The 26,642-nt window shown below is 67.7% G+C and carries 29 protein-coding genes and 1 pseudogene; 8 read left to right on the top strand and 22 right to left on the bottom strand.

Annotation, left to right across the window (positions count from 1 at the left end):
- Positions 1 to 102 precede the first annotated feature (102 nt).
- A complete protein-coding gene (locus Q8X39_RS12840) occupies positions 103 to 873 on the top strand; it encodes a TetR/AcrR family transcriptional regulator (protein ID WP_305750078.1) in 771 nt (256 codons plus the stop codon).
- Here Q8X39_RS12840 and Q8X39_RS12835 read toward each other — a convergent pair.
- From Q8X39_RS12835 to Q8X39_RS12805, 7 genes are all read right to left on the bottom strand, one after another.
- Positions 852 to 1,292: a YybH family protein gene (locus tag Q8X39_RS12835; protein ID WP_305750077.1), complete on the bottom strand. Its 441-nt coding sequence runs from the start codon at positions 1,290 to 1,292 to the stop codon at positions 852 to 854. The two genes, Q8X39_RS12840 and Q8X39_RS12835, sit on opposite strands and share 22 nt — an antisense overlap.
- Before the next feature lie 95 nt (positions 1,293 to 1,387).
- Positions 1,388 to 1,702 carry a hypothetical protein gene (locus Q8X39_RS12830; protein ID WP_305750076.1) on the bottom strand — a complete coding sequence of 105 codons (315 nt, stop codon included), beginning with the start codon at positions 1,700 to 1,702 and terminating at the stop codon, positions 1,388 to 1,390.
- Entirely contained in the window at positions 1,686 to 2,063 is a 378-nt protein-coding gene (locus Q8X39_RS12825) for a YciI family protein (protein ID WP_305750075.1), read from the bottom strand. Before Q8X39_RS12825 ends, Q8X39_RS12830 begins: the two co-directional genes overlap by 17 nt.
- Before the next feature lie 65 nt (positions 2,064 to 2,128).
- The gene (locus Q8X39_RS12820; protein ID WP_369538104.1) at positions 2,129 to 2,815 is read right to left on the bottom strand and encodes a class I SAM-dependent methyltransferase; all 687 of its coding nucleotides are present in this window, start codon (positions 2,813 to 2,815) and stop codon (positions 2,129 to 2,131) included.
- Positions 2,816 to 3,196: 381 nt separating this feature from the next.
- Positions 3,197 to 3,634, bottom strand: coding sequence for an SRPBCC family protein (locus tag Q8X39_RS12815; RefSeq protein WP_305750073.1), 438 nt, complete (start codon positions 3,632 to 3,634; stop codon positions 3,197 to 3,199).
- Positions 3,635 to 3,650: 16 nt separating this feature from the next.
- The gene (locus Q8X39_RS12810) at positions 3,651 to 4,112 is read right to left on the bottom strand and encodes a hypothetical protein (RefSeq protein WP_305750072.1); all 462 of its coding nucleotides are present in this window, start codon (positions 4,110 to 4,112) and stop codon (positions 3,651 to 3,653) included.
- A gap of 115 nt (positions 4,113 to 4,227) precedes the next feature.
- Positions 4,228 to 4,620, bottom strand: a complete 393-nt coding sequence (locus tag Q8X39_RS12805; RefSeq protein WP_305750071.1) for a hypothetical protein — start codon at positions 4,618 to 4,620, stop codon at positions 4,228 to 4,230.
- Between the two features lie 531 nt (positions 4,621 to 5,151).
- Here Q8X39_RS12805 and Q8X39_RS12800 point away from each other — a divergent pair.
- Entirely contained in the window at positions 5,152 to 5,529 is a 378-nt protein-coding gene (locus Q8X39_RS12800) for a VOC family protein (protein ID WP_305750070.1), read from the top strand.
- Positions 5,530 to 5,873: 344 nt separating this feature from the next.
- Here Q8X39_RS12800 and Q8X39_RS12795 read toward each other — a convergent pair whose 3' ends face one another.
- Together Q8X39_RS12795 and Q8X39_RS12790 are read right to left on the bottom strand one after the other, a co-directional pair.
- The gene (locus Q8X39_RS12795; protein ID WP_305750069.1) at positions 5,874 to 6,371 is read right to left on the bottom strand and encodes a GNAT family N-acetyltransferase; all 498 of its coding nucleotides are present in this window, start codon (positions 6,369 to 6,371) and stop codon (positions 5,874 to 5,876) included.
- A gap of 206 nt (positions 6,372 to 6,577) precedes the next feature.
- Positions 6,578 to 7,048, bottom strand: a complete 471-nt coding sequence (locus Q8X39_RS12790) for a GyrI-like domain-containing protein (protein WP_305750068.1) — start codon at positions 7,046 to 7,048, stop codon at positions 6,578 to 6,580.
- Between the two features lie 785 nt (positions 7,049 to 7,833).
- Between Q8X39_RS12790 and Q8X39_RS12785 the strand changes: the two are divergent.
- Positions 7,834 to 8,679 (top strand): annotated as a pseudogene (locus Q8X39_RS12785) (transposase).
- A gap of 348 nt (positions 8,680 to 9,027) precedes the next feature.
- Here Q8X39_RS12785 and Q8X39_RS12780 read toward each other — a convergent pair.
- The 3 genes from Q8X39_RS12780 to Q8X39_RS12770 form a co-directional block, all read right to left on the bottom strand.
- The gene (locus Q8X39_RS12780) at positions 9,028 to 9,501 is read right to left on the bottom strand and encodes a RidA family protein (protein WP_305750067.1); all 474 of its coding nucleotides are present in this window, start codon (positions 9,499 to 9,501) and stop codon (positions 9,028 to 9,030) included.
- Between the two features lie 512 nt (positions 9,502 to 10,013).
- On the bottom strand, positions 10,014 to 10,472 hold the full coding sequence (locus Q8X39_RS12775; protein WP_305750066.1) for a GNAT family N-acetyltransferase: 459 nt from the start codon (positions 10,470 to 10,472) through the stop codon (positions 10,014 to 10,016).
- Positions 10,473 to 11,339: 867 nt separating this feature from the next.
- Positions 11,340 to 11,669: a DHCW motif cupin fold protein gene (locus Q8X39_RS12770; protein ID WP_305750065.1), complete on the bottom strand. Its 330-nt coding sequence runs from the start codon at positions 11,667 to 11,669 to the stop codon at positions 11,340 to 11,342.
- A gap of 220 nt (positions 11,670 to 11,889) precedes the next feature.
- Here Q8X39_RS12770 and Q8X39_RS12765 point away from each other — a divergent pair, with 220 nt between their 5' ends.
- Complete coding sequence (locus Q8X39_RS12765; RefSeq protein ID WP_305750064.1) at positions 11,890 to 12,201, top strand: site-specific integrase; 312 nt, start codon at positions 11,890 to 11,892, stop codon at positions 12,199 to 12,201.
- A gap of 46 nt (positions 12,202 to 12,247) precedes the next feature.
- Here the strand turns inward: Q8X39_RS12765 and recG are convergent, their stop codons facing one another.
- Genes recG through Q8X39_RS12750 form a run of 3 tightly spaced genes read right to left on the bottom strand, consistent with a single transcriptional unit; the run spans position 12,248 to position 14,982 of the window.
- Positions 12,248 to 14,344 carry an ATP-dependent DNA helicase RecG gene (recG, locus tag Q8X39_RS12760; protein ID WP_305750063.1) on the bottom strand — a complete coding sequence of 699 codons (2,097 nt, stop codon included), beginning with the start codon at positions 14,342 to 14,344 and terminating at the stop codon, positions 12,248 to 12,250.
- Entirely contained in the window at positions 14,334 to 14,750 is a 417-nt protein-coding gene (locus Q8X39_RS12755; RefSeq protein ID WP_305750062.1) for a type II toxin-antitoxin system death-on-curing family toxin, read from the bottom strand. Before Q8X39_RS12755 ends, recG begins: the two co-directional genes overlap by 11 nt.
- Before the next feature lie 7 nt (positions 14,751 to 14,757).
- Positions 14,758 to 14,982, bottom strand: a complete 225-nt coding sequence (locus Q8X39_RS12750) for an AbrB/MazE/SpoVT family DNA-binding domain-containing protein (protein WP_305750061.1) — start codon at positions 14,980 to 14,982, stop codon at positions 14,758 to 14,760.
- 118 nt (positions 14,983 to 15,100) lie between these two features.
- Between Q8X39_RS12750 and queA the strand changes: the two genes are divergently transcribed.
- From queA to Q8X39_RS12735, 3 genes are all read left to right on the top strand, one after another.
- Positions 15,101 to 16,180 carry a tRNA preQ1(34) S-adenosylmethionine ribosyltransferase-isomerase QueA gene (gene queA / locus Q8X39_RS12745; protein WP_305750189.1) on the top strand — a complete coding sequence of 360 codons (1,080 nt, stop codon included), beginning with the start codon at positions 15,101 to 15,103 and terminating at the stop codon, positions 16,178 to 16,180.
- 204 nt (positions 16,181 to 16,384) lie between these two features.
- Positions 16,385 to 16,798, top strand: coding sequence for a c-type cytochrome (locus Q8X39_RS12740; protein WP_305750060.1), 414 nt, complete (start codon positions 16,385 to 16,387; stop codon positions 16,796 to 16,798).
- 77 nt (positions 16,799 to 16,875) lie between these two features.
- Entirely contained in the window at positions 16,876 to 19,281 is a 2,406-nt protein-coding gene (locus Q8X39_RS12735) for a hybrid sensor histidine kinase/response regulator (RefSeq protein WP_305750059.1), read from the top strand.
- Here the strand turns inward: Q8X39_RS12735 and Q8X39_RS12730 are convergent.
- The 7 genes from Q8X39_RS12730 to hemP form a co-directional block, all read right to left on the bottom strand.
- Positions 19,265 to 19,924, bottom strand: a complete 660-nt coding sequence (locus Q8X39_RS12730; protein ID WP_305750058.1) for a response regulator — start codon at positions 19,922 to 19,924, stop codon at positions 19,265 to 19,267. The two genes, Q8X39_RS12735 and Q8X39_RS12730, sit on opposite strands and share 17 nt — an antisense overlap.
- A gap of 165 nt (positions 19,925 to 20,089) precedes the next feature.
- Positions 20,090 to 20,515: an ExbD/TolR family protein gene (locus Q8X39_RS12725; protein ID WP_305750057.1), complete on the bottom strand. Its 426-nt coding sequence runs from the start codon at positions 20,513 to 20,515 to the stop codon at positions 20,090 to 20,092.
- Positions 20,516 to 20,528: 13 nt separating this feature from the next.
- Positions 20,529 to 21,404, bottom strand: coding sequence for a MotA/TolQ/ExbB proton channel family protein (locus Q8X39_RS12720; protein WP_305750056.1), 876 nt, complete (start codon positions 21,402 to 21,404; stop codon positions 20,529 to 20,531).
- 18 nt (positions 21,405 to 21,422) lie between these two features.
- A complete protein-coding gene (locus tag Q8X39_RS12715; RefSeq protein ID WP_305750055.1) occupies positions 21,423 to 22,187 on the bottom strand; it encodes an energy transducer TonB in 765 nt (254 codons plus the stop codon).
- Positions 22,184 to 22,879, bottom strand: a complete 696-nt coding sequence (locus Q8X39_RS12710; RefSeq protein WP_305750054.1) for a Fe2+-dependent dioxygenase — start codon at positions 22,877 to 22,879, stop codon at positions 22,184 to 22,186. The genes Q8X39_RS12715 and Q8X39_RS12710 overlap by 4 nt, the downstream gene beginning before the upstream one ends.
- Before the next feature lie 38 nt (positions 22,880 to 22,917).
- Positions 22,918 to 25,227 (bottom strand): TonB-dependent receptor, encoded by a 2,310-nt coding sequence (locus Q8X39_RS12705; RefSeq protein ID WP_305750053.1) that lies wholly within the window; start codon positions 25,225 to 25,227, stop codon positions 22,918 to 22,920.
- Between the two features lie 148 nt (positions 25,228 to 25,375).
- Positions 25,376 to 25,579, bottom strand: a complete 204-nt coding sequence (gene hemP / locus Q8X39_RS12700) for a hemin uptake protein HemP (RefSeq protein ID WP_305750052.1) — start codon at positions 25,577 to 25,579, stop codon at positions 25,376 to 25,378.
- A 66-nt stretch (positions 25,580 to 25,645) separates the two neighbouring features.
- On the opposite strand from hemP, the gene Q8X39_RS12695 reads away from it, so the two are divergent.
- Positions 25,646 to 26,575: a ChaN family lipoprotein gene (locus tag Q8X39_RS12695; protein WP_305750051.1), complete on the top strand. Its 930-nt coding sequence runs from the start codon at positions 25,646 to 25,648 to the stop codon at positions 26,573 to 26,575.
- Positions 26,576 to 26,642 lie beyond the last annotated feature (67 nt).

Here is a 26,642-nt window from a genome sequence, read left to right as displayed (position 1 = left end):
CGGCCCGACGCAAACCCCCATGCGAGGCGCACCGGCCGGGTGCTAGATTGGGCAGCGCTGTTCGCCGATCTCCCCGCCGCCCCACCCGCCGATCGTGCCGCGATGCCCTCCAGTCCGACCCGCACCGACCCGATGCCGCTCGATGCCGAGACGCCTGACGAGGCCGTCCCGAACAGCGGCAGCGCGGTCGCCCCGCGCGGCGAGCGCAAGGCCCCGCGCCGGACCGCCGAACGCATCCTCGACCACAGCCTGGCGCTGTTCAACCGCTACGGCGAGCCGCACGTCTCGACCACCGTGATCGCCGCCGAGCTGCGCATCAGCCCCGGCAACCTCTACTACCACTTCCCCGCCAAGGAAGCGCTGGTCAACGCGCTGGTCGACCGCTACGAACGCGCGCTGGACGCCACCCTGGCCGAAGCCGGCGACCCCACCGACGCGGTCTGCGCCTGGCGCCTGGTGCCGGCGCTGCTGCGGCTGGGCTGGGACTACCGCTTCATCTTCCGCGACCTCAACGACCTGCTGACCCGCAACCGCCAGCTCGAGACCCGCTGCCAGGCCGCCCTCGCCCGCCAGACCGCCGCGATCCGCGCCCGTGTCGGGCCGCTCTGCCGCCTCGACGGCCAGCCGCTGGATGCCGAAGGCGCCGACGCGCTGGCCACCTCCATCGTCGTGCTGCTGACCTACTGGCTCAGCTACGAATACGTGCGGGCGCCACGCCAGGCCCTCGAACCCGCCAACGCCGACGCCGCCATCTCGCGCGGCACGCGCCAGGCGATGGCGCTGCTGTGGCCGTATCTGCGGGCGGAGCATCGGGGGATGCTCAAGGGGGCGGACACCGTCGCCCTGGCCGATCAGCCCTTCCCGCCGCGCTGAAAGATCGCCTTCGTGTCCTCGAAGCCGATCGGCGTCGAGGTGTGCTCCTGCACGATGCGCAGCACGTGGCCGCGCGACTTCATGGCCCAGGACAAACGGTTGTGCATGGACCGCAGTTCCACGCCCTCGGCCGACACCGCCGCGTAGCGCACGAAGGCGCTGACCGAGGCGAAGTCCTCGTCGCCGACGATCTTGACGTCCTCGAACGTGACCCGCACGGTCTCGCTGCCGAGCGAGGCAAACCACCCTTCCACCGAGATGCGCCAGGCCGCTGCGCCTTCGTGGGACCAGACGCCCCAGGTGTCGAAAACCCGCACGTCGGGGTCGTAGAGATGCATCAGGGTCTCGGCGTTCTTGGCCAGGACGGCGGACTTGTAGGTGTCGATGGCGCGGAGGATCTGCTTCTGGGGATCGGACATGGGTGGTTTTCGTGGGTTTCGTGGGTTTCGATCGTGGCTGGAAGGGCGTTCACGGCCGGGGCGCACAGGTTGGCACGGATCGACCGCCTCGGCGTTTATTCCGGACGCAAGATTGACGTGAGCACGGCAGCGACCGCCACGTAGACGAGCCCGGCCAGCGCGCAGGCCGTGTGTGACGCATGCCGATGGCGCAGCAACACCAGCAGGCCCGTGCCGGACATGCCGATGAGGGTCGCGGCGAGCAGATAGGCCTCTGGAACCGGCACGAACGTCGAATATCCGCCTCGCTTGGGCGAGGTCGCAAAGCCGGCATACGCCACGATCAGGCATCCGCCGAACAGGCCCAACAGCACGAGGGCCGCCACCGCCGCCTGTGCGGCGGGGCCCAGGGTTTCAGGGGCGACTTTCATCTCGCGGCTCTTCCGTGGTCACGGACTGCGCATCAGATCCGAACACCCGCAATTCCTGATCACAACGGCAAGCCGCCGCCATGCGCACCGCCCAGGACAAGGCTTCTTCGCGTGTCGGCACCTCCAGCACCGTGAACCCGCCCGTGATCGGCGGCGCCCACGGGTAACCACCTTCCACGGCGGCGCCGCTGGCCGAAACCCGCACAGGCGGCACGCCCTCGTCGATGCCACCGCCGAACACGTAGACACCGGCCGCCTTGGCCGCCTCGATGACGGCATGAGCATCCTGACCTGCGGCGGCCAGTTCAGCGCCGGACACGACCATGGCTGCGCTGGGAAACGAGATCAGGTACTTGGCCATCGTCATTTCCGTTTCTGGCTTGGTGAAGTCCGATCGAAGGCAGGCGATGGGAAGCCGAGGTCTTGTCAGGCTGAGGCCATGAGCCACCTGAAGCAGGCTTCCAGGCGATAGCTGCCATCGGCCTGCCGGAATCGTGCCAATGCTTCTGCATGCGCCTGGTCCACGGCCTGCGCACCGCTGTGTTCTGCGGCCTTTGCCGCGACACCCGATGAGCCCAGCCCGCGAAGGGCCGTGTCCAGATCCCGGTAATACCACCGGCAGGCGACGTCCGACACGTCCAGGGCCGTCAGCCCGGCGCTCGTCGCAAAAGCCTTCAGCGCATCCGCATCGGACAGCGCAAAAGGCCCCGGAGCACCGGGCGGTGGTGGCGGCAACAGGGGTTTGAGCGCACCAACGATGGCTGCGGCTTCCATGCCCTGTGGGTTTCCCCAGGTCAGGACGACGATTCGACCGCCCGGCTTCGAGATTCGCCTGGCCTCGCCAAGCGCAGCGACCGGATCCGCAGCAAACTGAAAGGAATTGAAGCCGGTCACGAGGTCGAACACGCCATCGGGGAATGGCAGTTCTTCCAGGTCACCCAGGTGGAAGTCCGCACCGGGAACTCGCTCACGCGCGATCTCCAGGAGGCTGGCGGCGGCATCAATGCCCGAAACCACGGCACCTCGGTCGGATGCCAGGCGCGCGGCCAGACCGGCGCCGCAACCCACGTCGCAGCAGGTCATGCCAATATGAAATGACAGGCTGTCAAACACGGCGTCATAAGCCGCCCTGCACTGACCTTCCTGTATCTCTGCCCAGTCGCGTGCCCGCGTGCCCCAATGTCGACCGTTTGCGATCGATGTCCGTCCTGGATGTGCCGGGTTCACCATCGGACTCCTTGAGAAAACGCGACCGAACCCAAGGCAAGTTCCATGGGGCCCACCGACGACCACACGGACAACGTCGCCCTCACACGGTGCCGATGCGCCCAGACGGCGGTTCGGCAGGTCTATCTGGACAGGGACCCGGACCGACCTGCGACGAGGTTATCCGAAGCGAGGTCATCCGTGTGGGCATCGCTCTGGACCAGCGCTTGTACCCGCTGCCCGGCGTCGGTTTCCTGGGGCCGGTCCCGCCTCCAGTCCCGCCGTGCATCAAGCCTCACACAGCGACTTGAGCCGCCCGAGTGCCCTGGGGAAGGTGTCCTGCATGTAATCCTCCCACTCGGCGGCGGTGTCCAAGGTCACCACGACCTGGCAGCCAGCGGGATCGTCGGAGAAACGGTAGTTCTCGTAGGCCGGCGCCCAGGCGCGGACCTTGTCGCTGGTCGTGTCCTCGACGCCGTTCTCGACCATCCCGAGGTGCCGGATGGACACGAACTCGAACGGCACCGCCTCGGCGATCTCGGACAACATGCCCTCGCCCGAAGGCGCCAGAAACCGCATCTTGCTGCCCGCATCCCACGATCCGACGTAGTACGTGCCCTCACAAAAGGCCGCCGCCCAGACCTTGTAGGTCTCGGCGCCGAGCATCGTCTGCCACACCCGGACGCGGGGCGCGCGAATCAGGATGTCGAAGGTCAGTGTCTTCATGAGGGTCTCCTGAGGATCAATCCGGTTCAAGCCGGGACCTGTTCACGGCCTCCTGAAACGTCTCTGCATGACGCAGGAGCAAGTACAGGATGCCACCCTTGCCGCCCGACGACTGGTAGGCCACTTCGACCGTCTTCATCCGAAGTCCGCCGAGCACCGTCACGCTCTGGATGTCCGCCAGCGGAATGTGGTGGTCCATGTCATAGGCCTCCGCCACAAAACCGAGCGAGATCGGGAAATGCGGCTCGACGCAAACCGCTTCGGGCGTGACCTGGACATGCAGGCAATTCTTGGCCGTCGACAGCCGCGCAAACAGGCCACTGCCGGGGCGACCCGATGCCCAGCGTTCGGAAAACACGGCTTCGGGTACGCGGGTGGCGAAGAAATGCCGTCCTCGCCATTTGCGGACGATGACGGACAAGGCGAACCAGGCGAGGACGCCGGCCAGAATCAGGGCGGGGGAAACTTCAGGGTTCATGATCCAGGATCGGGGAAACGACCGTTTTCTTGCTGCTCGGAATCAGGTGAACCGGCAGCCACCTCCAAGGTGGCCGAGACGCTCATGCCGCCGTGCTTGCCAGTCCAATCGCACATCAATTCTGGCCCGATCGCGCCGGAAGCACACGCAGCCGATATGGCTGACGCGTCTGCTGGCCCGTTTTGACATCACGAACCACGAGGTCAAGCGTGTAGGCGCCAGGACGTTCTGGGATGCCCGACAAGACGCCATCAGAGCCCATGACGAGCCCCATCGATTCGGGCGCCCAGGACACCTCGACCAGAGAAAACGGAGGACCCCCACCGATGATCAATGGACGTGAGTACGGTCGCCCCACGCGCGCGCTTGGAAGACCAATCGTTGGCCTTGGCCCGGCAGTTGTCGCCTCGCCCGTGCGAGGCGCCGGCATCTCGGCATGCAGCGCGGTGATCTGAAACGACATCAAGACCAGAATCGGCAGGCGAACCACAGGCGAGACATATTGCATCAGGCCGTTCGATTGAAAGATTTTTAAAGGACGCATCAAATAGACCGATCAATAAGTGCGACCACCTGAGTGGGGTTGACGCTTGGCGAGTCATGTCGGAGTGTCTCAACCTGAACATCCAGGCTGAAGCAGTGGGCGAGATGCCTCGATGGTGCCAGCCGGTCGTGTCAACCTGAAGCCCTGAGGCACTGAGGCACTGAGGCCCTGTGGCCCTGTGGCCCTGTGGCCCGCACCCAGCGGTGCCCACGCCTTCAAGAACGCCATCCTCCCCCACCACCGCCGGATCTGCGCCAGGGCGATGGCTGGCTGCGCGTCCAGCAGCGAGGGGTCGATCTCGAAGCCGTCGGTCGTTTCGGCCATTGCGCGCAGGCCCTCGGGGCCGGTCTGGGACAGCGGGCCGGTGCAGGGCAGCACGCAGGCGCTCGGCAAGTGGCGCGGGGTTCGTGATGGGACTAAGCTGTTTGTCTGACTGCCAATGCGTCAGGGGATCGCTCTGGCGCGGGCGCAGCTGGCGGAGCGAAAGGACTGCATATGCTCGCCAACGCCACGGTCACCACCATGCTTCCGGTCAAGGACATGGCGCGTGCACGGGCCTTCTATGAGGGCTGCCTCGGCCTGAAAGCCGGCAACTTCAAGCCGGACGGCAAGTTTGAATACGCGGTCGGTGGCAGCACACTGGCCCTCTTTCCGAAGCCGGAGGGCACCCGGGCGGAACACACGGCGATCAGTTTCCGCGTCGACGACATCGCCAACAGCGTCGCCGAGCTGAAACGCGCGGGCGTGGTGTTCGAGAACTACGACCTGCCCGGTTTCAAGACCGTGGAGCACGTCTGCGTGCTCGGCTCGGAAAAGGCCGCATGGTTCAAGGACCCGGAGGGGAACTTCCTGTGCATCCATGAGGACCTGTAGTGGGTCGCGGGCCGGATGGCGCCGGCCCGCGTCGTGTTGCCCAGTAGCCGGACGCGCTGCACAGGGTGGTTCGCCGGCCCGAGATTACCGAGACGTCGCATCGTGAACGAGCCGCCGGTCTGCATGACGGGTCGGCGGATGGTTCGGTCTATGTGGAGCGACAGGGCAGGCGCATCCGGAATGTCGGCAGTGGACGGAGGTGGCGAACCTCAGCGGCCTGCCCAGCGCATCGGACCCGGCAAGCGCCGTAGACGCCGCGAATACCGTGGGGCCTCGCCCGCAAGCCATGCAACCGCGTGCTTCTGGCGAGACACCTGGCCCGTTGATGCCAGCGAAACCGACGGTCAAGCGGCATTCTGCGTTGTCGCCAAGCAATAGAACCGGGTATCCACAGCCATCACCGGAAAGCCCTGAGGCAACGCCATGCGATCGATTTCGCGAAAGCCGCTTTTCTCGTAGAAGCGATGCGCCGCCAGAAACTTGGCCGTGGTACCCAGGAATATCTCCTGGACGCCATGGGTTCGAGCCCCCTGAATCAGGGTATCGAGCAGCTGTTTCGCCACGCCGTGCTCGCGGCCCCGGTGCGAAGCGGCAACGAACATCTTGCGCAGCGCGCCTTGATGGTTGCCGATGTCCAGGAGCGCGATTGAACCCACCACCGCCTCGCCATCGAGAGCCACCCAGAAGTTGCCAGCCGCCCTTCGGTAGAAGCCAGGGACGTCTCGCAGATCCGGTTGGTCGTCCAGCGTGATGGGTATGCCGAACTCCGATTGCTGGATCGGAAGAATCAGGGAGACGACGCCGGCGGCGTGCCGTGAATCGAACGGAACGATCTGGATCATCCCTTACCCCTTGCCGCCCGACATGGGCGCTCAGTTTGAGCGAAAGCGTGGGCAACGTTGTGCTCGCAGTCAGCGCCCATGCTTTTCCAGCCTGGACCCGAGGCAACGCCACGCGTAGCTTCTGCCAGGCGCGGCCATTCCCCAGTTTTCACGCCCCATACCGGAAGTACCCGACCGACGCGCACACGTGAAGGACGTGCGCTCCGTCACGCGTTGCGCGGCTTGACAGGAATGTAGATCTCGACCACCGACTCGGCATTGCCCGGATCAAACGATTCGTCGTATCGCTCGAAATACGGGGCGGCCAACTGTTCATATGGCGCGTTCGGCAGCCACTGGTTGAAGATGTCGCCAAAAGCCTCACCGAGGCCATGAAGCCTGGCCTGGAAGACGGCGTAGGTCTGTGCTGCAATGGTTCTCGTGACCATGCCGAGCGGCGCGTTTTCGGTACTCGTCACGGAAACCGCAGCCATGTAGTCCAGCGTGCCTTGTGAGGCATCGAAATTCTCCATGATGCCGTAGCTGACCTGTGGCTCGGCCATGTCGGCAACTTCATCGATGCGCGGCCCGAAACTTCCCCACAAGGCAGGAATCTCGCCCGACAGCGCTCGGGTGCTGATGGCCATGCCGACGACGGTGAAGGCGGGCTTTTGGATGATGGCGGGTTCGATGGGCATTTGGGTGGACTCCTGGGAGTTTTTGGTTTCCAGTGGCGTGAAGTACTCGAACTCTCCGCCCAACCAGCGGCGTAACTCACCCGTAGAGTGGCGGATGGACTGAGCGAGAACGAAATGAAAGCTCGTGACAGCCACGACATTGCGGGCCGGGTTAACACACAAGTGAAACTCAAGGTTCTTGCTTGCGAATTGCACAGCCTCATCGGGCAAGCCAGAGATATAAGGTGACCGCTGACAGCGACAGAACTGTTAGTAAGAAGATGGTCGCAACTTGAACCACACGAAGACGGGCTTGCTCGACGCGCTGTACCAAGAGCGAGTTCTGATTTGCGAGGTCCTTGATGATTTCAGCGGATGCCTGCATCTGCTCCCTCAGTTCAGAGACTGTTTCCTCAAGGTCTAAGACGCGCGCACTGAGTCGCAGTGTCTCCGTGGCTTGACTGGATGGGGACTCAGGAAGTGGAACAGACGGAGATCTTGGCTTTCGGAAATTCTTTGCAGCTTCCCACAAACGACCAGCGCCATCCGCCAACTTGGGCGCAGAGTCCAAGACTTTGCCCCAGGGAATATTTGAAAGAACGGTGATGACTGAACCGGCGGCCATATGTCCTCTTGAGTCGTGCAGGATGCTTTGGTTTGAGTGAAGCGGCAAATTCAGGGATATGAGACTTGCCGGCATTTTTCCGGTTGAACGAACACGGAACGACGGCCCCAATCCGATGACAGCATTTAGGCACCAAGATTGACGAGTGGAAGGTCAATCTGCGTTGGAGAGAGAAAGTCGCATGGGCGAGGTTACACGAGTCACGATCGTGCGTGTGGGTGCCAACCTGGTCAAGCGAGTGATTCATGCCGTGGTGGTCGATGCTGCTAGCCGGGTGGTGACCAGCCGGCAACTGCCGCGCGAGAAGTTGTTGAGTTGGTGCGCGCAGCGGCCCGCTGGCTGCACGGTGACGGTGGAAACCTGCTCGGGCGCGCACCATTGGGCGAGCAAGCGGGCCGCGCTGGGCCTGCGACCACAGCTGATCGCCGGTGACTTGGTCCCCCAAAGCCCCGAGGCGCTGCGCGGCGAGCTTGGCGACGTCATCGAAGATGCCAGCAACGAATGGCCCGGCATCGCCCGACTGGCCTTGAAGCGGCCGTTCCAGCATGGGGTCGAGGTCGATGGCCCTTGTGGCCATGTGACCTGGTGCGACGAGCGCATGGCAGAGCCTGTGCGGTGCGATGAATGGGCGCACACCGCCAGGGAGGTCAGCGGCGTCGACCCGATCACCGCTTCGGCGATGGTGGCCAGCGTAGAGCTGGGCCTGGTGCCCAAGCAGAACTCGACGGGAGGAAAGACGAACCTGGGCAACATCACCAAGCGCGGCGACGAATACCTTCGCACGCAGCTGATTCAAGGGGCCAAGTCGGCGGACACCACCGCGCATCAGCGCAGCGATCGGATATCGCAGTGGGTGGATCAACTCAAGGCCCGCGTGGGTTGACAGAAGGCCGTGGTGGCCCTGGCCAACAAGAACGCGCGCATTCTCTGGGCGCTCATGACGCGGGGTGCACGGTATGACCCGCTGCATGTGCCCATACCGCCGAGCGGCCCGGTGCAAACGCTTACGCCACCCTGCCCAGCCTGAATACTGCCCACGACATCTCTCCAAGTATCTCTACCAGGCGTGCGTTCGAAGATGCACCACACAGGTCAGACCGGCCGCAGGTGAACTCGGCTAACCCTGAGTGGATTCCCTTCAGACAGGATTCCACGACGAACGAATGGAGCCCTGCTGAGCGGTTCGTATCTGGGCCCGCGCCACATCACGGCGCACAAGGCCGTTTGTAGATGGGCAGTCTATTCTTGTTCGTGATGTGGATTCAATTCGCAAGCCTTGAATCAGGCTCCAGGAGATCGAATCCCTGCCTAGGGGGGGGGGGGGGGGCGGATCGCGGGGAAGTCCTTGTAGAAGGGTTAGGCAACGCTCGCGGCTCTACACCTTGACGGACGCGATGAGGTCAAGCTCAACGCTGGCATTCTTGGGCAATTGGTAGACGCCCACGGATGTTCGGGTGTGTTTGCCGGCTTCGCCAAGCACCGAGTGCAGCAACTCGGACGCTCCGTCGGCCACCTCGCTTTGCTGGGTGAACCCCGAGGATGACAGGGTGTAGACCGTGACGCGCAAGATCTGGCGCACCTTGTCCAGGGAGCCGAGCTCACGCTGCAAGAGGGCGAGGGCTCGCATTGCGCAGACCTTGGCTGCAACCTGAGCCTGCGCCAGGGAAACTGCTTCGCCAACTCGCCCCGTGACCACGACCGAGCTGCCGACCCGGGGTACCTGACCGCTGATGTAGAGCGTGGTTCCGTCGCGCAGCAACGGAACATAGTTTCCGCCGACTTTCAACTCCCCCTCGAACGAGTAGCCGAGTGCGGAGGCAGCTTCTTGAAAACGGGTGTCGGCAGACATGGGCATGATGGGCGCGGTTGGTGTGTGTTGCGTTGCCTAACGTTTGACATGAGGGGCATCTGGAGGCGGGCGAAGCCCGCTGGAAGCTGTCCCCTCGATGGAGGGGTTAGGTGCCACACTTTGCCTCGAACATCGTGCGACACATTTCGATAACCTGTTCCTTCGACAGGTTGCCCATTTCCTTGGCGAGCTTGCTGCTGAGTTCTCGATATTCGGCTGATTTACGCGCTCGCTCAACTATGGCTGCATCTACTGGTGCGCATGCATACGGCGAATTGCGCAACTTTGCGAACTCAATGGCGCGATGTGGCTCGGCTCGACTACAGAGCTCAAGTGTGAAGTCTACAAATGCGATGCTCTCGAACGTTGAAAATCCCTCCGCTGAGGTACTGCCCGCAGCGAAAGACAGAAGCGTTCCGGTCAAGAAGATAGCGGTGACGTGACGTCGCATTTGTGGCACCTAACGTTCGAGTTAAGCGACCTGCCGAAGGCAGGTCCATTTGAAGGAAAGGTTAGGCATCGACGGACTTGCTATAGGCGTAGAAGACTTCATCACGAACCCAACCAAGTGACTCGTATGCGGCCTGAGCAGGCTTGTTGGTTCTCGCAGTAGTGAGGTCCATTCTCGCCTTGCCGTGGTCCGACGCAAGTTTCTCAGCCGCTTGCAAAAGCACCTTGCCGGCGCCTGCGCGCCTTGCCTCTGGACTGACGAACAGATCGTAAAGCGAGTAAATCGGCTTTGCTTCGACCGAGCAGAAGGTAGGGTAGAGCTGGCAGAAGCCGACGACCAGTTGTGCTTTGTTTGAGGCCAGGAGGACTACTGATTCGTTACTTTGGAGGCGATCGCGGATGAAGCTTTTGACCAAAGCAAGGTCAGATGCTTGCTCATAGAACTGTCGATAGGCATCGAACAGTGGGGCAATGACATCGACGTCAGCCAACGTCGCGACTCGGGTATGGATGAGGCTCATGCGGTCTTGTATTCGATGCCTAACGTTTGAAATCAGCGGACGCCGTAGGCGGTCCACTGGATTGATGAGTTGGGCAGCATGCGTTCACCACAGCCACCGATCGGAGGGCGCCTTTGGCGTGTGGCGCCAAACAAACCTCGCAGTGACCAACATTGCGACCGCCAGCAGCAACCAAAGAAGAACCAAGCCAGTTGAGCCGGCGAGAGCAAAGATGGCTTCACCGAACCACGCCAAGCGCCCTTTGAATGGAGGAGCCGATGGAGCGAGCCATTCATGTATTGCGCTACCGATTGCCAAGAGCGCAAGCCCCACGAGCAAACGAACAAACCGTCGAGTTTCCTGTGCGCCAGCGTGAATGCGAACCGGCTTCATGATGCCCAACGTTCGAGGTGAGGCGTCTCGGACATGTCCAACACCTACGTGCAAGAGAACATTACTGTGGCCTTTGGGTAGTTGCCGAGGATGTAGGGGCCGGGATTCTCTGTTGTAGAGATGACCTTGAGCGTTTTCTTAAGTGAGGCGCAAGTTGATGCCGCCTCAGCAAGTGCCTCTGTAAGCAGCGGCTCCCGACCGCTAGGAAATGCGCCAGCTTGGCGCGAGACAACAAATGTATCGGGGCCTGCTGAAACCGCGCCAGTTGATGATGTTGCACACCCAGTCAAGAAGACGATTGCCACGGCGAAGAGTGTTGATCCGTGAAGGCGAAGCTGTTTTGGAGACATGTTTGTAAATGACTTTCTTGGGGATCTTGCCGCTGAATCGGAACCAGACGCAATCTAGACGCCTAACGTTTGAGCTCACCTGCGGGCTACAGACGGCGAAGCCGACTGGCGAACGTCAGGTGGAGCGAAGGGTTAGACCGCAAAATCAATCGACGATGAAAAGCTTTGCGCCGAATTCCGTGTAGGAGCGGTGAGGTTCAGCGTTGTCTGCAACTTGGTAACTCATACATGGATGGAGCGTGAAGATACGACCGTCTTTGAGCTCGGTGTGAAGCTCACCATCGGTGCACAGAAGAATATGCCCCTTCACGCACCAATGGTCCGCCAGATAGCCCGGCGTGTACTCGACCATGCGAACGCGAATGCCGCCAAAGACTTGGGTGCGCCAGTACGCGCGGCCGCGCTCACCTTTGTGTTCAATTCGCTCAACCTGCGACCAATCGGTGGTGCCGAACGGGATAGCGGACATTTGCATAGAGCAGATCTCTCCCTGAGCGGTCTAACGTTGTTTAGGCGACGTCGTCTGTATTCGGATCTGCCGCCTAACACGCCATCCCCTCGCCGCCCATACGTGGATACTAGCGTCGTTGCTCCCAGGTGAACAGCCCCCAAGCGACCCCTCTTGCGAGGGAACTTGTCGCGCGTTTGGGCCACCTTAATTTCGCCCGATGCCACTCTCCGAGAGCCCCATCAGCATGGAAGACCCTGACACTTCGACAAAGCAAGTTAAACCCAAGCTGCTGACCCGCCTGCCTCAGGCCATCCGCGTCCGGCAATATGCCTTGCGGACCGAGGAGGTATATGTCGGCTGGGTCCGGCGCTGTATTCATTTTCACGAACTGCGTCATCCACAGGATTTGGGATCCGCGAAGTTGACGCCGTTCCTCACACGCCTCGCGACGGAGGGTGACGGCAGTGCCCAGCCGCAGGCTCATGCGGCCCTGGCTGGACAAGGTGGCGACGACGCAGTCCTGGCGGCACCTGCCGGTCGGGCGACCGGCGCGTGAGGTCAAGCGTCAGTCGCAGAAGCCAACGGCCGATGACCTCGATCGCTCACGCCTTCAGAAACTCCATCCTCCCCCCCAACCACCGCCGGATCTGCGCCTGTGCGATGGCCGGCTGCTCGTCCAGCAGCCAGGGGGCGACCTCGCGGGCCTGGGCGAGGAGGTCGCCGTCCTGGGCCAGGTCGGCGAAGCGCAGCAGGGCGTCGCCGCTCTGGCGGGCGCCCATGAACTCGCCGGGGCCGCGGATCTCGAGGTCGCGTCGGGCGATCTCGAAGCCGTCGGTGGTCTCGGCCATGGCGCGCAGGCGCTCGCGGCCGGTCTGGGACAGCGGGCCGGTGTAGAGCAGCACGCACACGCTGGCCACCGCGCCGCGGCCGACCCGGCCGCGCAGCTGGTGCAGCTGGGCCAGGCCGAAGCGCTCGGCATGCTCGATCACCATGACGCTGGCGTTGGGCACGTCCACGCCGACCTCGATGACGGTGGTCGCCACCAGCACCTGCAGCCGGTTGGCGGTGAACTCGGCCATCACCGCCGCCTTGTCAGCCGGCTTCATGCGGCCGTGCAGCAGGCCCACGCCGATGCCGGGCAGCGCCGCGCTCAGCTGCTCATGGGTCTCGGTGGCGTTGCGCAGGTCCAGCGCCTCGCTCTCCTCGATCAGCGGCACGACCCAGTAGACCTGGCTGCCCTTGCCGACCTCGTCGCGCACGCGCTCGATGACCGGGTCGCGCCGGTCGGCCGAGAAGACCCGCGTGACGATGGGCGTGCGGCCGGGCGGCAGCTCGTCCAGCGTCGAGACGTCGAGGTCGGCGAAGTAGGTCATCGCCAGCGTGCGCGGGATGGGCGTGGCGCTCATCATCAGCAGGTGCGGCTCCAGCGGCTGGCTGCTGCCGCGGCCGGCCTCCAGGGCCAGCTTGCGGCGCAGCTCCAGCCGCTGGGCGACGCCGAAGCGGTGCTGCTCGTCGATGACGGCCAGGCCCAGCCGCGCGAACACGACGTCGTCCTGGATCACCGCATGCGTGCCAACCACCAGCTTGGCCGCGCCGCTGGCGACCTTGTCGATCATCTCGGCGCGGGCCTTGCCCTTGCGGCTGCCGGTCAGCCAGGCGGTCTCGATGCCCAGCGGTTGCAGCCACTGCACCAGCTTGCGGAAGTGCTGCTCGGCCAGGATCTCGGTGGGAGCCATCAGCGCGCACTGCCAGCCTGCATCCATCGCGACCGCCGCGGCCAGCGCGGCCACCACCGTCTTGCCCGAGCCGACGTCGCCCTGCAGCAGCCGGTGCATGGGCTGCGGCCGGACCAGGTCGGCGGCGATCTCCTCGGCGACACGGCGCTGCGCCCCCGTCAGCTGGAAGGGCAGCACGGCCAGCAGGCGTTCGACCAGCCCGCCCGGCGCGGCCTTCAGCGCCGGCGCACGCAGCCGGGCGCGCTCGCGCTGCGACTGCAGCTGCGAGAGCTGTTGGGCCAGCAGTTCCTCGAACTTGATGCGCAGCCAGGCCGGGTGCTCGCGCTCCTGCAGCGCCTGCAGGCCGGTGTCGGGCGTCGGGTGGTGCAGCAGCTGCAGCGCCTCGCGCAGCGTCGGCACGCCGCGTGGCAGCACCTGCGGCGGCAGGATCTCGTCGAGCCGGGCGCGGGCCAGCCCCGCCGCCACGGCCTTGCGCAGGTAGGCCTGCGGCAGCTGCGCGGAGGTCGGGTAGACGGGGGTCAGCGCCTGCGCCATCGGCTCGCCGGGCGCGACGGCGCGGAAGCTCGGGTGCACGATCTCGCGGCCGAAGAAGCCGTGCCGCAGCTCGCCGCGCACCCGCACCCGCGCGCCGACCGCCAGGGTCTTCTGGTGCGAGGGATAGAAGTTCACGAAGCGCAGGATCAGGCCCTGCAGGCCGGGCTCGCCGTCGTCGTCGGGCAGGGCCAGCTTGACGATCAGCTGGCGGCGTGGCCGCAGCTCGATGCGGGACTCGCGCACGATGCCTTCGAGGTGCACGGTGTCGCCCTCGTGCGCCGACAGCAGCGGCGTCAGGCGGGTCTCGTCCTCGTAGCGCAGCGGCAGGTGCAGCGCGAGGTCGATGTCGCGCGTCAGGCCGAGCTTCTGCAGCGCGCGCTGGGGGGCGCTGAGGGGCTTGGCAGGCGCGGTCGTCGGCTCAGGCGGCACGCTGGACCATGTGCTGGCGCAGCCAGTCGGCGAAGGCGGCCTCGTCCCAGTCGCCGCCGGCCAGCGCGAACACGGCCAGGGTGGCCTCGGCCTGGGTGGCCTTCAGCCGCCAGCCGTTGAGGCCCAGGAACAGGCCGACGCTGAGGAAGGCGGCGCGCTTGTTGCCATCGACGAACGGATGGTTCTTGGCCAGGCCGTGCGCATAGGCCGCGGCCAGTTCGGCCATGTCCGGCGCCGGATCGCCGCCGTAGAAGGCCCGGTTGACGGGCCGGGCCAGCGCGGAATCCAGCAGGCCTGCATCGCGGATGCCGGATGCCCCGCCGTGCTCGGCCAGGCTCTCGTCGTGCAGCAGCACCAGCAGGCGCGCATCGATCCAGCGCCAGGCGCTGTTGGCAGCTTCGGTCATCGCCGGCTCACTTGGCCAGCGCGCGGAAGGTGTCGCGGTACTCGCGCATGAACTCGCGGCCAAGCGCCAGCTGTTCCTCGAAGGCCGGGTCGTACGGGGTCAGCATGAAGCCGTCCGGCGTCTCGGTCAGATGGACCGTGTCCCCCTTCTCCAGCTTGAGCCGCGCCAGCATCTCCTTGGGCAGGATGACGCCGACCGAGTTGCCGATCTGGGTGAGCTTGAGCGCGTGCATGGCGGTCTCCTGGACAAGGTTGAGGGGGGAACGTTTGGGTTATAACGTTTGTTATATTCTGACGCCCGACGCCGCTTCCCGCAAGCGCACCCGGACCGTTTCCTGGACCCTGAACGTGATCGACCCGAACCTGACCCTCTCCGACTTCGATTTCGAGCTGCCGCCCGAGCTGATCGCGCAGCACCCGGCCGCCGAGCGCAGCGCCTCGCGGCTGCTGGACGGGCGCGGCGAGTCACCCGTCGACCGCATCTTCCGCGAGCTGCCCGGCCTGCTGTCGCCGGGCGACCTGCTGGTCTTCAACGACACCCAGGTGATCCGCGCCCGGCTGCACGGCGCGAAGGATTCGGGCGGATCGGTCGAGGCGCTGGTCGAGCGGGTGCTGCCGGTCGGGCCGTCCGGCTCGCACGAGGTCTGGGCCCACCTGCGCGCCAGCAAGTCGCCCAAGCCCGGCCAGGGCGTGGTCTTCCGCAGCGACGCGGGCGAGACCTTCCGGGCCGAGGTGCTGGGCCGCTGCGGGCCGGAGAACGGGCTGTTCCACCTGCGCTTCCCGTCCGACGTGTTCGCGCTGCTGGAGCGCTGCGGCCACATCCCGCTGCCGCCCTACATCACCCATGCCGACGATGCCGAGGACGCGCGCCGCTACCAGACCGTGTTCGCGCGCGCCCCCGGTGCGGTGGCCGCGCCGACCGCCGCGCTGCATTTCGATGAGGCCGTGCTGGCCGCCCTGGACGCGCGCGGCATCGGCCGCGCCAGCGTGACGCTGCACGTCGGCGCCGGCACCTTCCAGCCGGTGCGGGTCGAGCGGGTGGCCGAGCACCGCATGCACAGCGAGTGGTTCGAGGTGCCGGCCGCGACGGTGGCCGCGATCGAGGCCACGCGTTCACGCGGCGGGCGCGTCGTCTCGGTCGGCACGACCACGCTGCGGGCGCTCGAATCGGCCGCCCGCGACAGCGCGGCCCTAGGTCTGCCGCTGCAGGCCGGCGCGCGCGAGACCGACATCTTCATCACGCCGGGCTTCCCGTTCCGCGTGGTCGACCGGCTGGTCACCAACTTCCACCTGCCGCGCAGCACCTTGCTGATGCTGGTCAGCGCCTTCGCCGGCCATGCACGCATGCATGCGCTCTACCAGCACGCGATCGCGCAGCGCTACCGCTTCTTCAGCTACGGCGACGCGATGCTGCTGGACCGGCAGGCCTGAGCCCTGCGCGCCGGCCGGCGGCGCTGTCCCAGGCCGCCACAGCGCGGCGCTCCAATCTGGTGTTGCCGTGCAGCAGCCACGCCACGCCGGCGATGGCGGCTGCTCCAGGCTGACAAAACGCCGGTGGCGCTTGATGCGGCTCAAAGGCGGCAGGGCCGGTGCCGCCAAGCTGACGTCCATTCCCTTGAAGAACGGAGCGTCACGATGACCACGCAAGCCCTGAACCGACTCGCCACGGCCGCCACCGCCGCCACCCTGCTGCTGGCTGCGGCCGCCATGCCGACCGCCACCCAGGCCGCCGGCCTGAGCGACGACGCCGCGCACCAGCTCGCCGCCCAGGCCGGCTGCCCGACCTGCCACGCCGTCGAGCGCGGCGCCAAGGGCCCGGAAGGCCTGCCGCCGATCGGTCCGGCCTGGCGCGACGTCTCGGCCAAGTACCGTGGCCAGAAGGGCGCCGACGACGCGCTGACCCAGGCCGTGCTGCAAGGCTCCAACCCCTACGACAGCCACTGGAAGGGCAAGGCCTCCGGCCTGGCGATGCCGCCCAACGCGGTCGCAATCGGCCAGGACGACGCGCGCAAGCTGGTCGGCTGGATCCTCAGGCTCGACGCGAAGTGAAGGCGGCGGCGGGCCCGCCGGAAACGGTCTCCTAAGCAGGACCTGAGGAGGGTCGTCTGCGATCATCTGGCCCGCCGATGATTGCCCGCCTGCTCCTGCTCATCCTCTTGCTGCACGGCGCCTGCCTGGTGCGGGCGCAGCCCATCGATCGGCTCGAACCGGACCGCGAACCGCGCGCCGTTCAGCTGCTGCAGGCGGTCTTCTCGACCGATGGCGGGCACGCCGAGCCGCAGGTCGTGGCCCTGCCCGACACCTGGGGCCAGCGTGGCCTGGCGCCGTCCGGCAGCGGGATCTACCGGCTGAGGCTGCGGCTCGATGCCCTGCCGCGCCAGGCCTGGGCGCTGCGCATCGACCGCCTGGCCGACCTGCACGAGGTTCGCGTCAACGGCGAGCTGCTGTCCGACACCTGGCCAGGCCATCCGCCCAGCCTGACGGCGACGGTGCAGGTGCCGCTGAGCCGCGCCGCCCCGGCGCTGCTGCCGCTGCCGCAGCGCCTGCTGCGACCCGGTGACAACGAGCTGGAGATCCGTGTCCACCACAGCACGCGCGGCGGGCTGTCCGAGGTGCTGGCCGGTCCGGTCGGCGATCTGGCACCCGGCCACCGCGACCAGATGCTGCTGGAGCACACGCTGCCGCTGTTCCTCAACGGCGGCGGCAGCGCGCTGGGCCTGTTCATGCTGATGTACGGCTGGCAACGGCGCCGCCAGGACACGACCACCGCCGGCTTCGGGCTGCTGTGGCTGCTGATCTCGCTGCGCGGCAGCGCCTACACGCTGTTCTATTCGAGCCAGCAGGCACTGTGGTTCGACGGACTGATGTATGTCTCGCAGATCCTCTGCGCGCTGTTGCTGGGCCTGCTGGCGCTGGTGCTGGCCGAGCAGCCGCGCCACCCGTGGCGCTGGGTGCTGCTGGCGATCGACCTGCCGCTGATGGTGCTGGGCGTGCCGGCCAACGCGCTCGGCTGGACCGACCTGTTGCGGGCCTGGACCTACCCGCTGGTGCTGGCGGCCGTGCTGCCGCCGCTGGGCCTGGTGGCGATGCGGGCCTGGCGGCTGCATTCGACCCGGCGCACGCTGATGCTGACCTCGCTGCTGCTGCTGATCGGCTCGGCGCTGCACGACTACCTGGCCTGGCGCGGCGTGCTGTCGGTGATGGCGAGCTACTGGATGGCGCTGGCGCTGCCGCTGGTCTTCGCGGTCTTCGCCTCGACGCTGGTGCAGCGCCTGGTGCGCGGGCTCGAACAGGTCGAGCAGGTCAACGCGCAGCTTGAACAGCGGGTCGCCGAACGGACCCACGCGCTGGAACTGGCGCACCAGAGCAAGTCGCGTTTCCTGGCCTCTGCCAGCCACGACCTGCGCCAGCCGGTGGTGACCATCGGCCTGCTGGTCGACCTGCTGCGCGAGCACATCCAGGCCCCGACCCAGCGCCGCATGATCGACCGGGTACACGACGCCGTGGCCTCGATGGAGACCTTGCTCAAGGGCCTGCTGGACCTGTCACGGCTGGAGGCCGGCACCGTCCAGCCGCGCATCGGCACGGTCGAGCTGCAGCGGCTGTTCGACGCCATCGCGCCACATGCCGACGAATCGGCTGCGCGCCGCAAGCTGAGGCTGCGCCTGCGGCCGACCCGGCTGGCGGTGCGCAGCGATGCGGTGATGCTCGAACAGGTGCTGCGCAACCTGGTCGGCAACGCGCTGCGCTACACCGAACAGGGCGGCGTGCTGGTGGCGGCACGGCGGCGCGGCGGGCAGGTCGAGCTGCGCGTGATCGACACCGGCCCGGGCATCCCGGCCGACCAGCAGGAGCGCATCTTCGAGGAGTTCGTGCAGGGCGGGCATGCCAGCGAGGCAAGCCCGGGCGACGGCCATGTCGGCCTCGGCCTGGGGCTGGCGATCGTGCGGCGATCGCTCGCGCTGCTGGCTCATCCGCTGAGCCTGCGCTCGCAGCCTGGCCGCGGCAGCGCCTTCACGGTCACGCTGGACGAGGCGGCACCGCCGCCGCCGGTGGTCGCTGCGCCACCGCCGCCAGGCGAGCCGCTGCGGCACTGGCGCATCGTGCTGGTCGACGACGACGCGCAGGTCCGTGCTGCGGTCAGCGCCCGGCTGGCCGCCTGGGGCGCGGAGGTCGAATCGCATGCCGGCCTGGCCGGCTTCCGCCAATGGCTGGCGCTGCGCCCTCGCGGCCATGCCGGCATCGACTTCGTGGTGACCGACCAGCGCCTGATCGGCGCCAGCGCGATGGAGGTGATCGATGCGCTGCGCAGCCATGCCGGACCGGTGCCGGTGCTGGTCATCACCGGCGACACCGATGGCAGCGAGCTGGCGCGGCTGCAAGCGCAAGCGATCCCGGTGCTGCACAAGCCCTTCCGGGCCGAGGCGCTGCTGGGCATGCTGATGCAGATCCGCCGCCAGCACGACGAACGCCAGGCGGAACGCCAGGCCCGGCGCCCGCCCGGCGCCGCCGCCGTCACAGATCGAAGGTGAGGCCCAGCCGCGCCGCCGCCACGATGGCCTGGGTGCGCGAGTTGACGTCGAGCTTGCGGAACAGCGCCAACAGGTGGGTCTTGACGGTCGACTCGGCGAGGTCCAGTTCGCGCGAGATCAGCTTGGTCGACCGCCCCAGCACCAGCAGGCGCAGCACGTCGATCTGGCGCGGCGACAGGCCCAGCGCCTCGAAGCGCGCGTCACGCAGGCGGGCCGGGTCCAGGCCGGCGGACTGCACCGGCGCGAGGTTGCGGTAGATGCCCGCCGGCAGGTAGGTGCCGCCGTCCAGCACGATGCGCAGCGCACCCTCGATCTCCGCGAGCCGGGCGGTCTTGGGCACGAAGCCGGCGGCGCCCTGGTCGATCGCGGCGAGGATGGTCTCGGGCCGCTCGTCGGCCGACATCACCACCACCGGCACGTCGCTGGCGCGGGCCTGCAGTCGCTGCAGGCTGGACAGGCCCTGGCTGTCGGGCAGACCCAGGTCCAGCAGGATCAGCTCGATGTCGGGATGTGCCGCCAGCGCCAGGCCGGCCTCGCCGATGTCGGCCGCGCCGATCAGCTCGACCTCCGGGAAGCGCTGGCCCATCAGCAGCGTGAAGCCGTCGCGAAACAGCGCGTGGTCGTCGACCAGCAGCGCCTTCATGGCCGGCCCCCGCCGACACGGGCGTTTCCGCTGACCTTGCCCGATACCTGCATCCCTGCCCTGTCCATCGACCCGCTCCCCTGGCGGATCGAAACGCCCGCACGCGCGGCGGAACTATAGCGAGCCACCCGTGCGGACGCAGGTGTGCAGGATCAAGCTCCGGCGTCAGGGAGCGCGGCGTTCGGGCTGGCTGACGAAGCCGATCCGGCTCAGGCCGGCGGCGGACGCGTCGGCCAGCGTCTCGGCGACGTGGCGGTAGGCGACCTCGCGATCGGCGCTCAGGCGGATCTCCGGCTGCGGCTGCAGCAGCCCGGCGCTGCGCAGGCGAGCGATGGCCTCGTCGCGGCTGACCGGCTCGCCGTTCCAGTGGCGCTGGCCGCTGGCGTCGATCGAGACATCGACCTGCACCGCCCGCGCCGGCGTCGGCTGGCTGCTGGCCTGCGGCAGGCGCAGCTTGACGCTGTGCGTGAGCAGCGGCGCGGCGACGATGAAGATCACGAGCAGCACCAGCAGCACGTCGATCAGCGGCACCATGTTGATCTCGGCCACCGGCGCGGCAGCGGAGCGGCGGTCGAAGCTGGCGAAGGCCATCGTCGTCTCCCCCTCAGGCGGCCACGCCGCGCGGCACGGGCATGGCGCGGACCTCGCCATTCGAAGGGGCGGCGGGCGTGCCACCGGCCTGCCCACCCGCCAGCGTCGAGCCGGTCGACAGGAAGGTCATCAGCTCGAAGGCATAGGCGTCCAGACGGCCGTTCAGCACGCGGTTGGCGCGGCTGAAGGCGTTGTAGGCCATGACCGCCGGGATGGCCACGGCCAGGCCGAGGCCGGTCATGATCAGCGCCTCGCCGACCGGTCCGGCGACCTGGTCGAGCGAGCCCGCGCCGCTCATGCCGATCGCGACCAGCGCGTGGTAGACGCCCCAGACCGTGCCGAACAGGCCGACGAAGGGCGCCGTCGCGCCGATGGTGGCCAGCAGCGTCAGGCCGTTCTCCAGCCGCGTGCCTTCCTCGTCGAGCACCTTGCGGATCGTGCGGGTGATGAAGTCCTGCGCGCTGCCAGCCTCCTCCAGCCGCGCCGCGCCGTGGCGGGCATGGTGGTCACGCGCCTGGAGCGCATGGGCGGCGAGGTGGCCGAAGGGCTCGCGCACGCCGTGGATCTGCAGCTCGCCCTGGACCGCGTCGAGCGAGCGCGCGTTCCAGAAGAAGTCGAGGAAACGCCGGCTGTGGCGCCGCTGCAGCGCGCCGCCGATGCCCTTGACGAGGATCAGCGCCCACGAGGCCACCGACATCAGCAGCAGCACCGCCAGCAAGGCCTTGCCGACCGCATCGGACTGGCCGATGACATGCCCGAAGCCGAGGCCGGCGTCGACGGGGGTGGCGGCAACCGCCTGGGCAACCGACTCGGCAACCGACTGGGCAACTGCGGTCGCGACGGGGTTGGCGACCACATCGGTCGCCGGGGACATCACGGGGTTGGGCATGGCGCCATCTCTCCTGGGTCAGAACTTGAACTCGGCTTCGGTGTCGGCAAGGAACTCGACGGGCACGCCGTCCTGCAGGCGCGGCCGGGCACGTGAGCCGCGCGCCTTGGCCAGCGCCTCGTCATCGAGCGCGGCGGAACCGGAACTGCGCAGCAGGCTCACCTGGCGCGGCACGCCCTGCGTGTCGAACAGGATGCGCACGGCCACCACGCCCTGCTCGCGCCGCCGCTGGGCCTCGCGCGGGTAGGCGTAGACGGGCGGTCGGACCCAGTCGGTGGCCGACAGCGTGACACGGTGCGGGGCGGCCGTCGCCGACGGCGCTGCGACCTGTGGCGTCATGGGTGGCTGCATGGCGGACGGCATGGTGGACGGCATGGATGGCGGCAACGGCTGCGCCACCGCTGGCAGCGCCTGCGCCGGTGCCGGATCGGCCGACGGCGCCGCCGCCAGCACCGCAGGCGCGGCGGGTACGGGGGGTGCGGCCCACACCGGCCGGGCCGGTTCGGCGACGGGACGCGGCGGCGCGGGGGTCATGGGCATCGGCATCACGGGCATCGGCGTCACGGGCTTGGGCATCGCGGGCTTGGGCATCACCGGTGCGGGATGTGGCACCGGCGCCTCGACCCAGTCAACCTGCAACAGCGCCAGGCTGGCCGGCGTCGACGGCGCCGGGCGCTGCCACCAGAGGGGGACGCCGGCGGTCACATGCGCAGCCAGCGCCGTGATGACCAGCGCGATGCGGCCGCGCGGGCCGAGCGGATCGAACGGGCTCGCCGTGCTCATGTCTCGGCCCACTGCCGCAGCAGGTTGTGGTACGTGCCGGTCAGGCCGATCACGCCGGCATCGGTCTCGCCGACCGTCTGGCGCAGGTGCATCAGGTGGCGGTCCATGTCGAACAGCAGGCGGCGCTGCTCGTCGCTGCGCACCATGCTCTCGAGCCAGAAGAAGCTCGCCACGCGGGCCCCGCGCGTGACCGGCTCGACCCGGTGCACGCTGGTGCCGGGGTAGAGCACGAGGTCGCCGGCCGGCAACTTGACGCGCTGGCTGCCGTAGGTGTCCTCGATCACCAGTTCGCCGCCGTCGTAGTCGGCCGGATCGGCCAGGAACAGCGTGCAGCTGACGTCGGTGCGGACCCGCTGGCCCGTCTGCGGCCCGCGGGTGACGAAGCGCACCGCGTTGTCGACGTGGTTGCCGAAGGCATTGGCCTGCCCGCCGTAGCGGTTGAACAGCGGCGGGAAGATCTTCTTGGGCAGGGCGGCCGAGAAGAAGGTCGCATGCCGGTTCAGGCCGGCCAGCACGATCTGCTGCAAGGACTGGCTCAGCGCGTGAGCCTGCGGCAGCTGCTGGTTGTTCTTGACCTGCGCCGATTGCACGCCCGCCGTGACCTGGCCATCGCCCCAGGGCGCGTCGACCAGCAGCGTGCGGGCGTGGTCCAGCTCGGCGGCGTTCAGGACCTGGGGGACGTGGAGCAGCATGGGGCGGACCTCGAAGGTTCGGGAAAGCAGGACGTCGGTCAGAACTTCAGCGTGCCCGTCACCTGCAGCGTGCGGCCGGCACCCGGCACGTAGTGGCCGCGGTAGAGGCTGGCGCCGTAGAGCTTGTTGGTGACGTTGGCGAGGTTGGCCTTGATGACGGTGCGATCGGGCTCGATGGCGTATTCGCCCATCAGCTCCAGCGTGCCGTAGCCGGGCGAGGTGATCGCGCCGACGGCCTGCTGGTCGGCCGGCGTGCTGGCGCTGCGGAAGTTGACGCCGGTGCCGAGCCGCAACGCGCGCGTGAGCTGCCAGCTGCTCCAGACCGAACCGCTGTGCTTCGGGGTCAGGCCGGGCCGGTCGCCGGCGCGGTTGCCGAAGGTGGTCGCGGTCGGCGCGGCCACGTCGACGCGGGCATCGGGAATCCACATGTAGGACAGGTAGACGTCCCAGTCGCGCGTCAGGCGGCCGGTCACGTCCATGTCGAGGCCGGTCGCATGCCGCTTGCCCGACAGCAGCAGCGCGGTCGCGGCGGTGTCGGGGTCGGTGTTGCGCTCGTTCGTCTTGACCGAGCGGAACAGCGCGACGCGGGTGGTGAACTGCCTGTCCTCGCTCTCGATGCGCGCGCCGATCTCGGTGTTGAGGCTCTGCTCCGGCGCGGTGTTGGCACTCAGCGCGTTGTAGGAATACGAGTCGCCCGAGGTGTTGAACGAGCTGCCCCAGGACGCGTGGAAGCTGTGTCGCGCGGTCGGCTGCCAGATCACGCCCAGGCGCTTGCTGAACTCGCCGATCTTCTGTTCGTGGCGCGTCCCCGCGCCGTTCGCGGCGATCTGCTCGAAATCGCCGCGCATGCGGTCGTAGCGCAGGCCGCCCAGCAGCTTCCAGCCTTCGGCGACGCTCACCAGGTCCTGGGCGTAGAGACCGACGTTGTGGTTGACGAAGCCGCTGCCAGTGCGCAGCAGGCGGGCGTCTTCGTCAATCCGGGCACCGTCGTCCGGCGTGCCGGCGGTCGTGCGCGGCTTCGTCAGGTCGACGCCAGCGGGCGTGCTGGCGGCATAGACGACCTTCTCCTCGCGCGCCAGGTCGATGCCGCTGACCCATTCATGGCGCAGGCCCAGGGCCTCGAAGCGGGTGCTGAAGTCGCTCTGCGCCTGCAGGGTGTCGAGGTCCTGGATCTTGAGCTGGGTGCCGCGCGTGAACACGGTCGCGTCGCTGAAGGTGTCCAGCGTTGGCAGCACGGTCGGGCAGCCGGGGTTGGTCACCACGCCGGTCGTCGGGTTGGTGGTCTGCTGGCACAGCCGGATCGTGCTCGCGCGCTGGTCGCGGCTGTAGGCGCCGCGCCGCACGGTGGTCTTGAGCGCGCTGTCCGCGTCGAAGCGGTGCCTGTGGTCGAAGGTCGCGGTGGTGGCGGTGCCGACGTTGCGGTCGCTCGCCATGCCGTAGGAGGCGTTCGGGTCGAGCGACGAGATCATCGTCCGGTCGGCCGCCGCCGAGGTGGCCGTCGGGCTGATCCACGGCAGGCCGTAGTTCATGCCGTTGCGGTTCTCCAGCCGGTAGAGCGAGACGCCGAACTCGTCCTTGTGGCCGATGCCCCAGCGGAAGTTGCCGGCCAGGCCGCGCTTGTCGAGGCGGTTGCCGGCGCCGTCGCTGTCGGCCTTCGTGACCATCGCGTTCAGGCGCAGCGCGGCGTCCTCGCCGGTCACGACGTTGACGTCGCCGACGAGGCGACGGTAGGCGTGGCTGCCCAGCGTCAGGTCGACCTGCTGGCCGTCCATCAGGTAGGCCTGCTTGGTGACCTGGTTGGCCGCACCGCCGGTCGAGCCGCGGCCGAACAGCATCGAGGCCGAGCCGCGCAGCAGTTCCAGCCGGTCCCAGTTGAAGGCGTCGCGGTCGTAGAAGGCCGGGTCGCGCATGCCGTCGATGAAGATGTCGCCGGTCGCCTGCAGCGAGAAGCCGCGCAGGCGGATGTCCTCCTCGCCGCCTTCGGCCGCCAGGAAGGTGATGCCGGCAGTCTGGGTCAGCGCCTGCTTGAGGGTGTCGAGGTTGCGGTCGTCGATCAGGCGTTCGGTCACGACGCTGATGGACTGCGGCAGGTCGCGCAGGTCCTGCTCGGACTTGCCGATGCGGGTGCGCGTGACCTGCAGGCCGTCGCGGCCCTGCTCGGGCAGGTCGGGCGCGGTCACGGTGACACGCGGCAGCGTGACGGGATCGCTCACCGCCGCCTCGTCGGCGCCCCAGGCGGGACTGCCCAGCATGCCCAGGCCACAGGCCAGGGCGCCAAGCGGCAGCAGCGACGCGGCCCGCGACGGGCGGACGAGAAGATCAGGTTGGTTCGACAGGCGATCGGCCATGGGTCAGCTTCCACACAACGGGTTGGCATCCGATTGCGGGGTCGACGACCCGAAGGGGGCCGGCGACGCATGACCTGGCGATGGGCTGGGCCGCGAATCTGCGAGAGAAGGTCGGAAAGGCGGGTGGCGACGGGTGTCGGCCCGCGCCTCACTTGGTCAGGATCAAGCGTCCCAGCGAGGTGCGACGCAGCCGGTAGCAGGCGTCCTCGTGCTCGATCAGCACCTCGTCCGCGCCCTGCAGCAGATCGACGCTGCGCAGGCGGCGCGGGCCACCCTCGGCGACGGCCGACGAGGGCGCGGCATCGCGTTCCGGTGTCCGGGCGCTGGAGGTCTGAGGGGCTGCTTCCGACATGTCACCAGTTTAATGCGAACCATTCGCATTTGCAAGAAGCGCCTCGCGGGACGCTATCGTGTGGCCATGACGCTCCGCAACCGATGGCTCACCTGTTTCCTCGTGCTGCTCCTGGGTGGCTGCATGGCCCCGCCACGCGAGGCGGTGCTGGCAAGGACACCGGCCAGGACGCCCGACCTGACGCTGGACCCGGCGCGCAGCCGCATCTGGTTGCTCGGCGAGGTCCATGACAACGCCGGACAGCATGCGCTGCGGCTGCGCGCGCTGGACGACCTGCTGGCGCGCGGCGAGCGGCCGGCGCTGCTGATGGAACAGCTCGACCGCGAGCGCCAGCCCGAGATCGACCGGCTGGTCGCCGAAGCCCGCGCCAGCGGGCGGCCACAGGACGCCGCCGCACGCATCGCCGCGCTGGACGGCCCGAACAGCGGCTGGGACTGGACCTTCTACCGGCCCTACCTCGAACGCGCACTGCAGCACGACCTGCCGCTGGTGGCCGTCAACGTGTCGCGCGAGAACGCCCGCCGCGTGATCCGCGAGGGCCTGGCCGCCACCGGCTTCGATGCCGCCGTGCCCGAGCCGCTGCTGGCCGAGCAAGCCCGGCTGATCGAGGCCTCGCACTGCGGCATGGTCGACGCGACGCTGGCCCGTCGCATGGCCGCCGCGCAGCTTGCGCGTGACCAGGCGATGGCGGCCGAGGTGACGCGCGCGGCCGGCCCGGCGCAGGACCGCGCGGTCGTCCTTCTGGCGGGCAACGGCCACGTCCGGCGCGACCTGGGCGTGCCGCGCTGGCTGGGCCCGTCGCTGGCGTCGCAGGCGGTGGTCGTCGGGCTGGTCGAACGGGGTGGCGAGCGTGGTGGCGAACGGGGTGGCGAGGGCGAGGACGACGACCCGTCAGGCCACGCCGGCATCGCGCCCTACGACCTGCGCATCGAGACCGCACGACAGCCGCGCGAGGATCCGTGCGCCGGCATGCGCGGCGGATCGGCACCGGGCTGATCCAGCGCCAGGCCGGTGAGGGCCCGCGCCAGGCCCGTCAACTGGGTAACTTCCCCGCCCTCTTTCG

The sequence above is a fragment of the Leptothrix discophora genome, from assembly GCF_030705305.1.
GTDB classification, from domain to species: domain Bacteria; phylum Pseudomonadota; class Gammaproteobacteria; order Burkholderiales; family Burkholderiaceae_C; genus Sphaerotilus; species Sphaerotilus discophorus.
The sequence above is the reverse complement of the archived record's forward strand: the minus strand, read 5'-3'. Positions and strand labels throughout refer to the sequence as shown.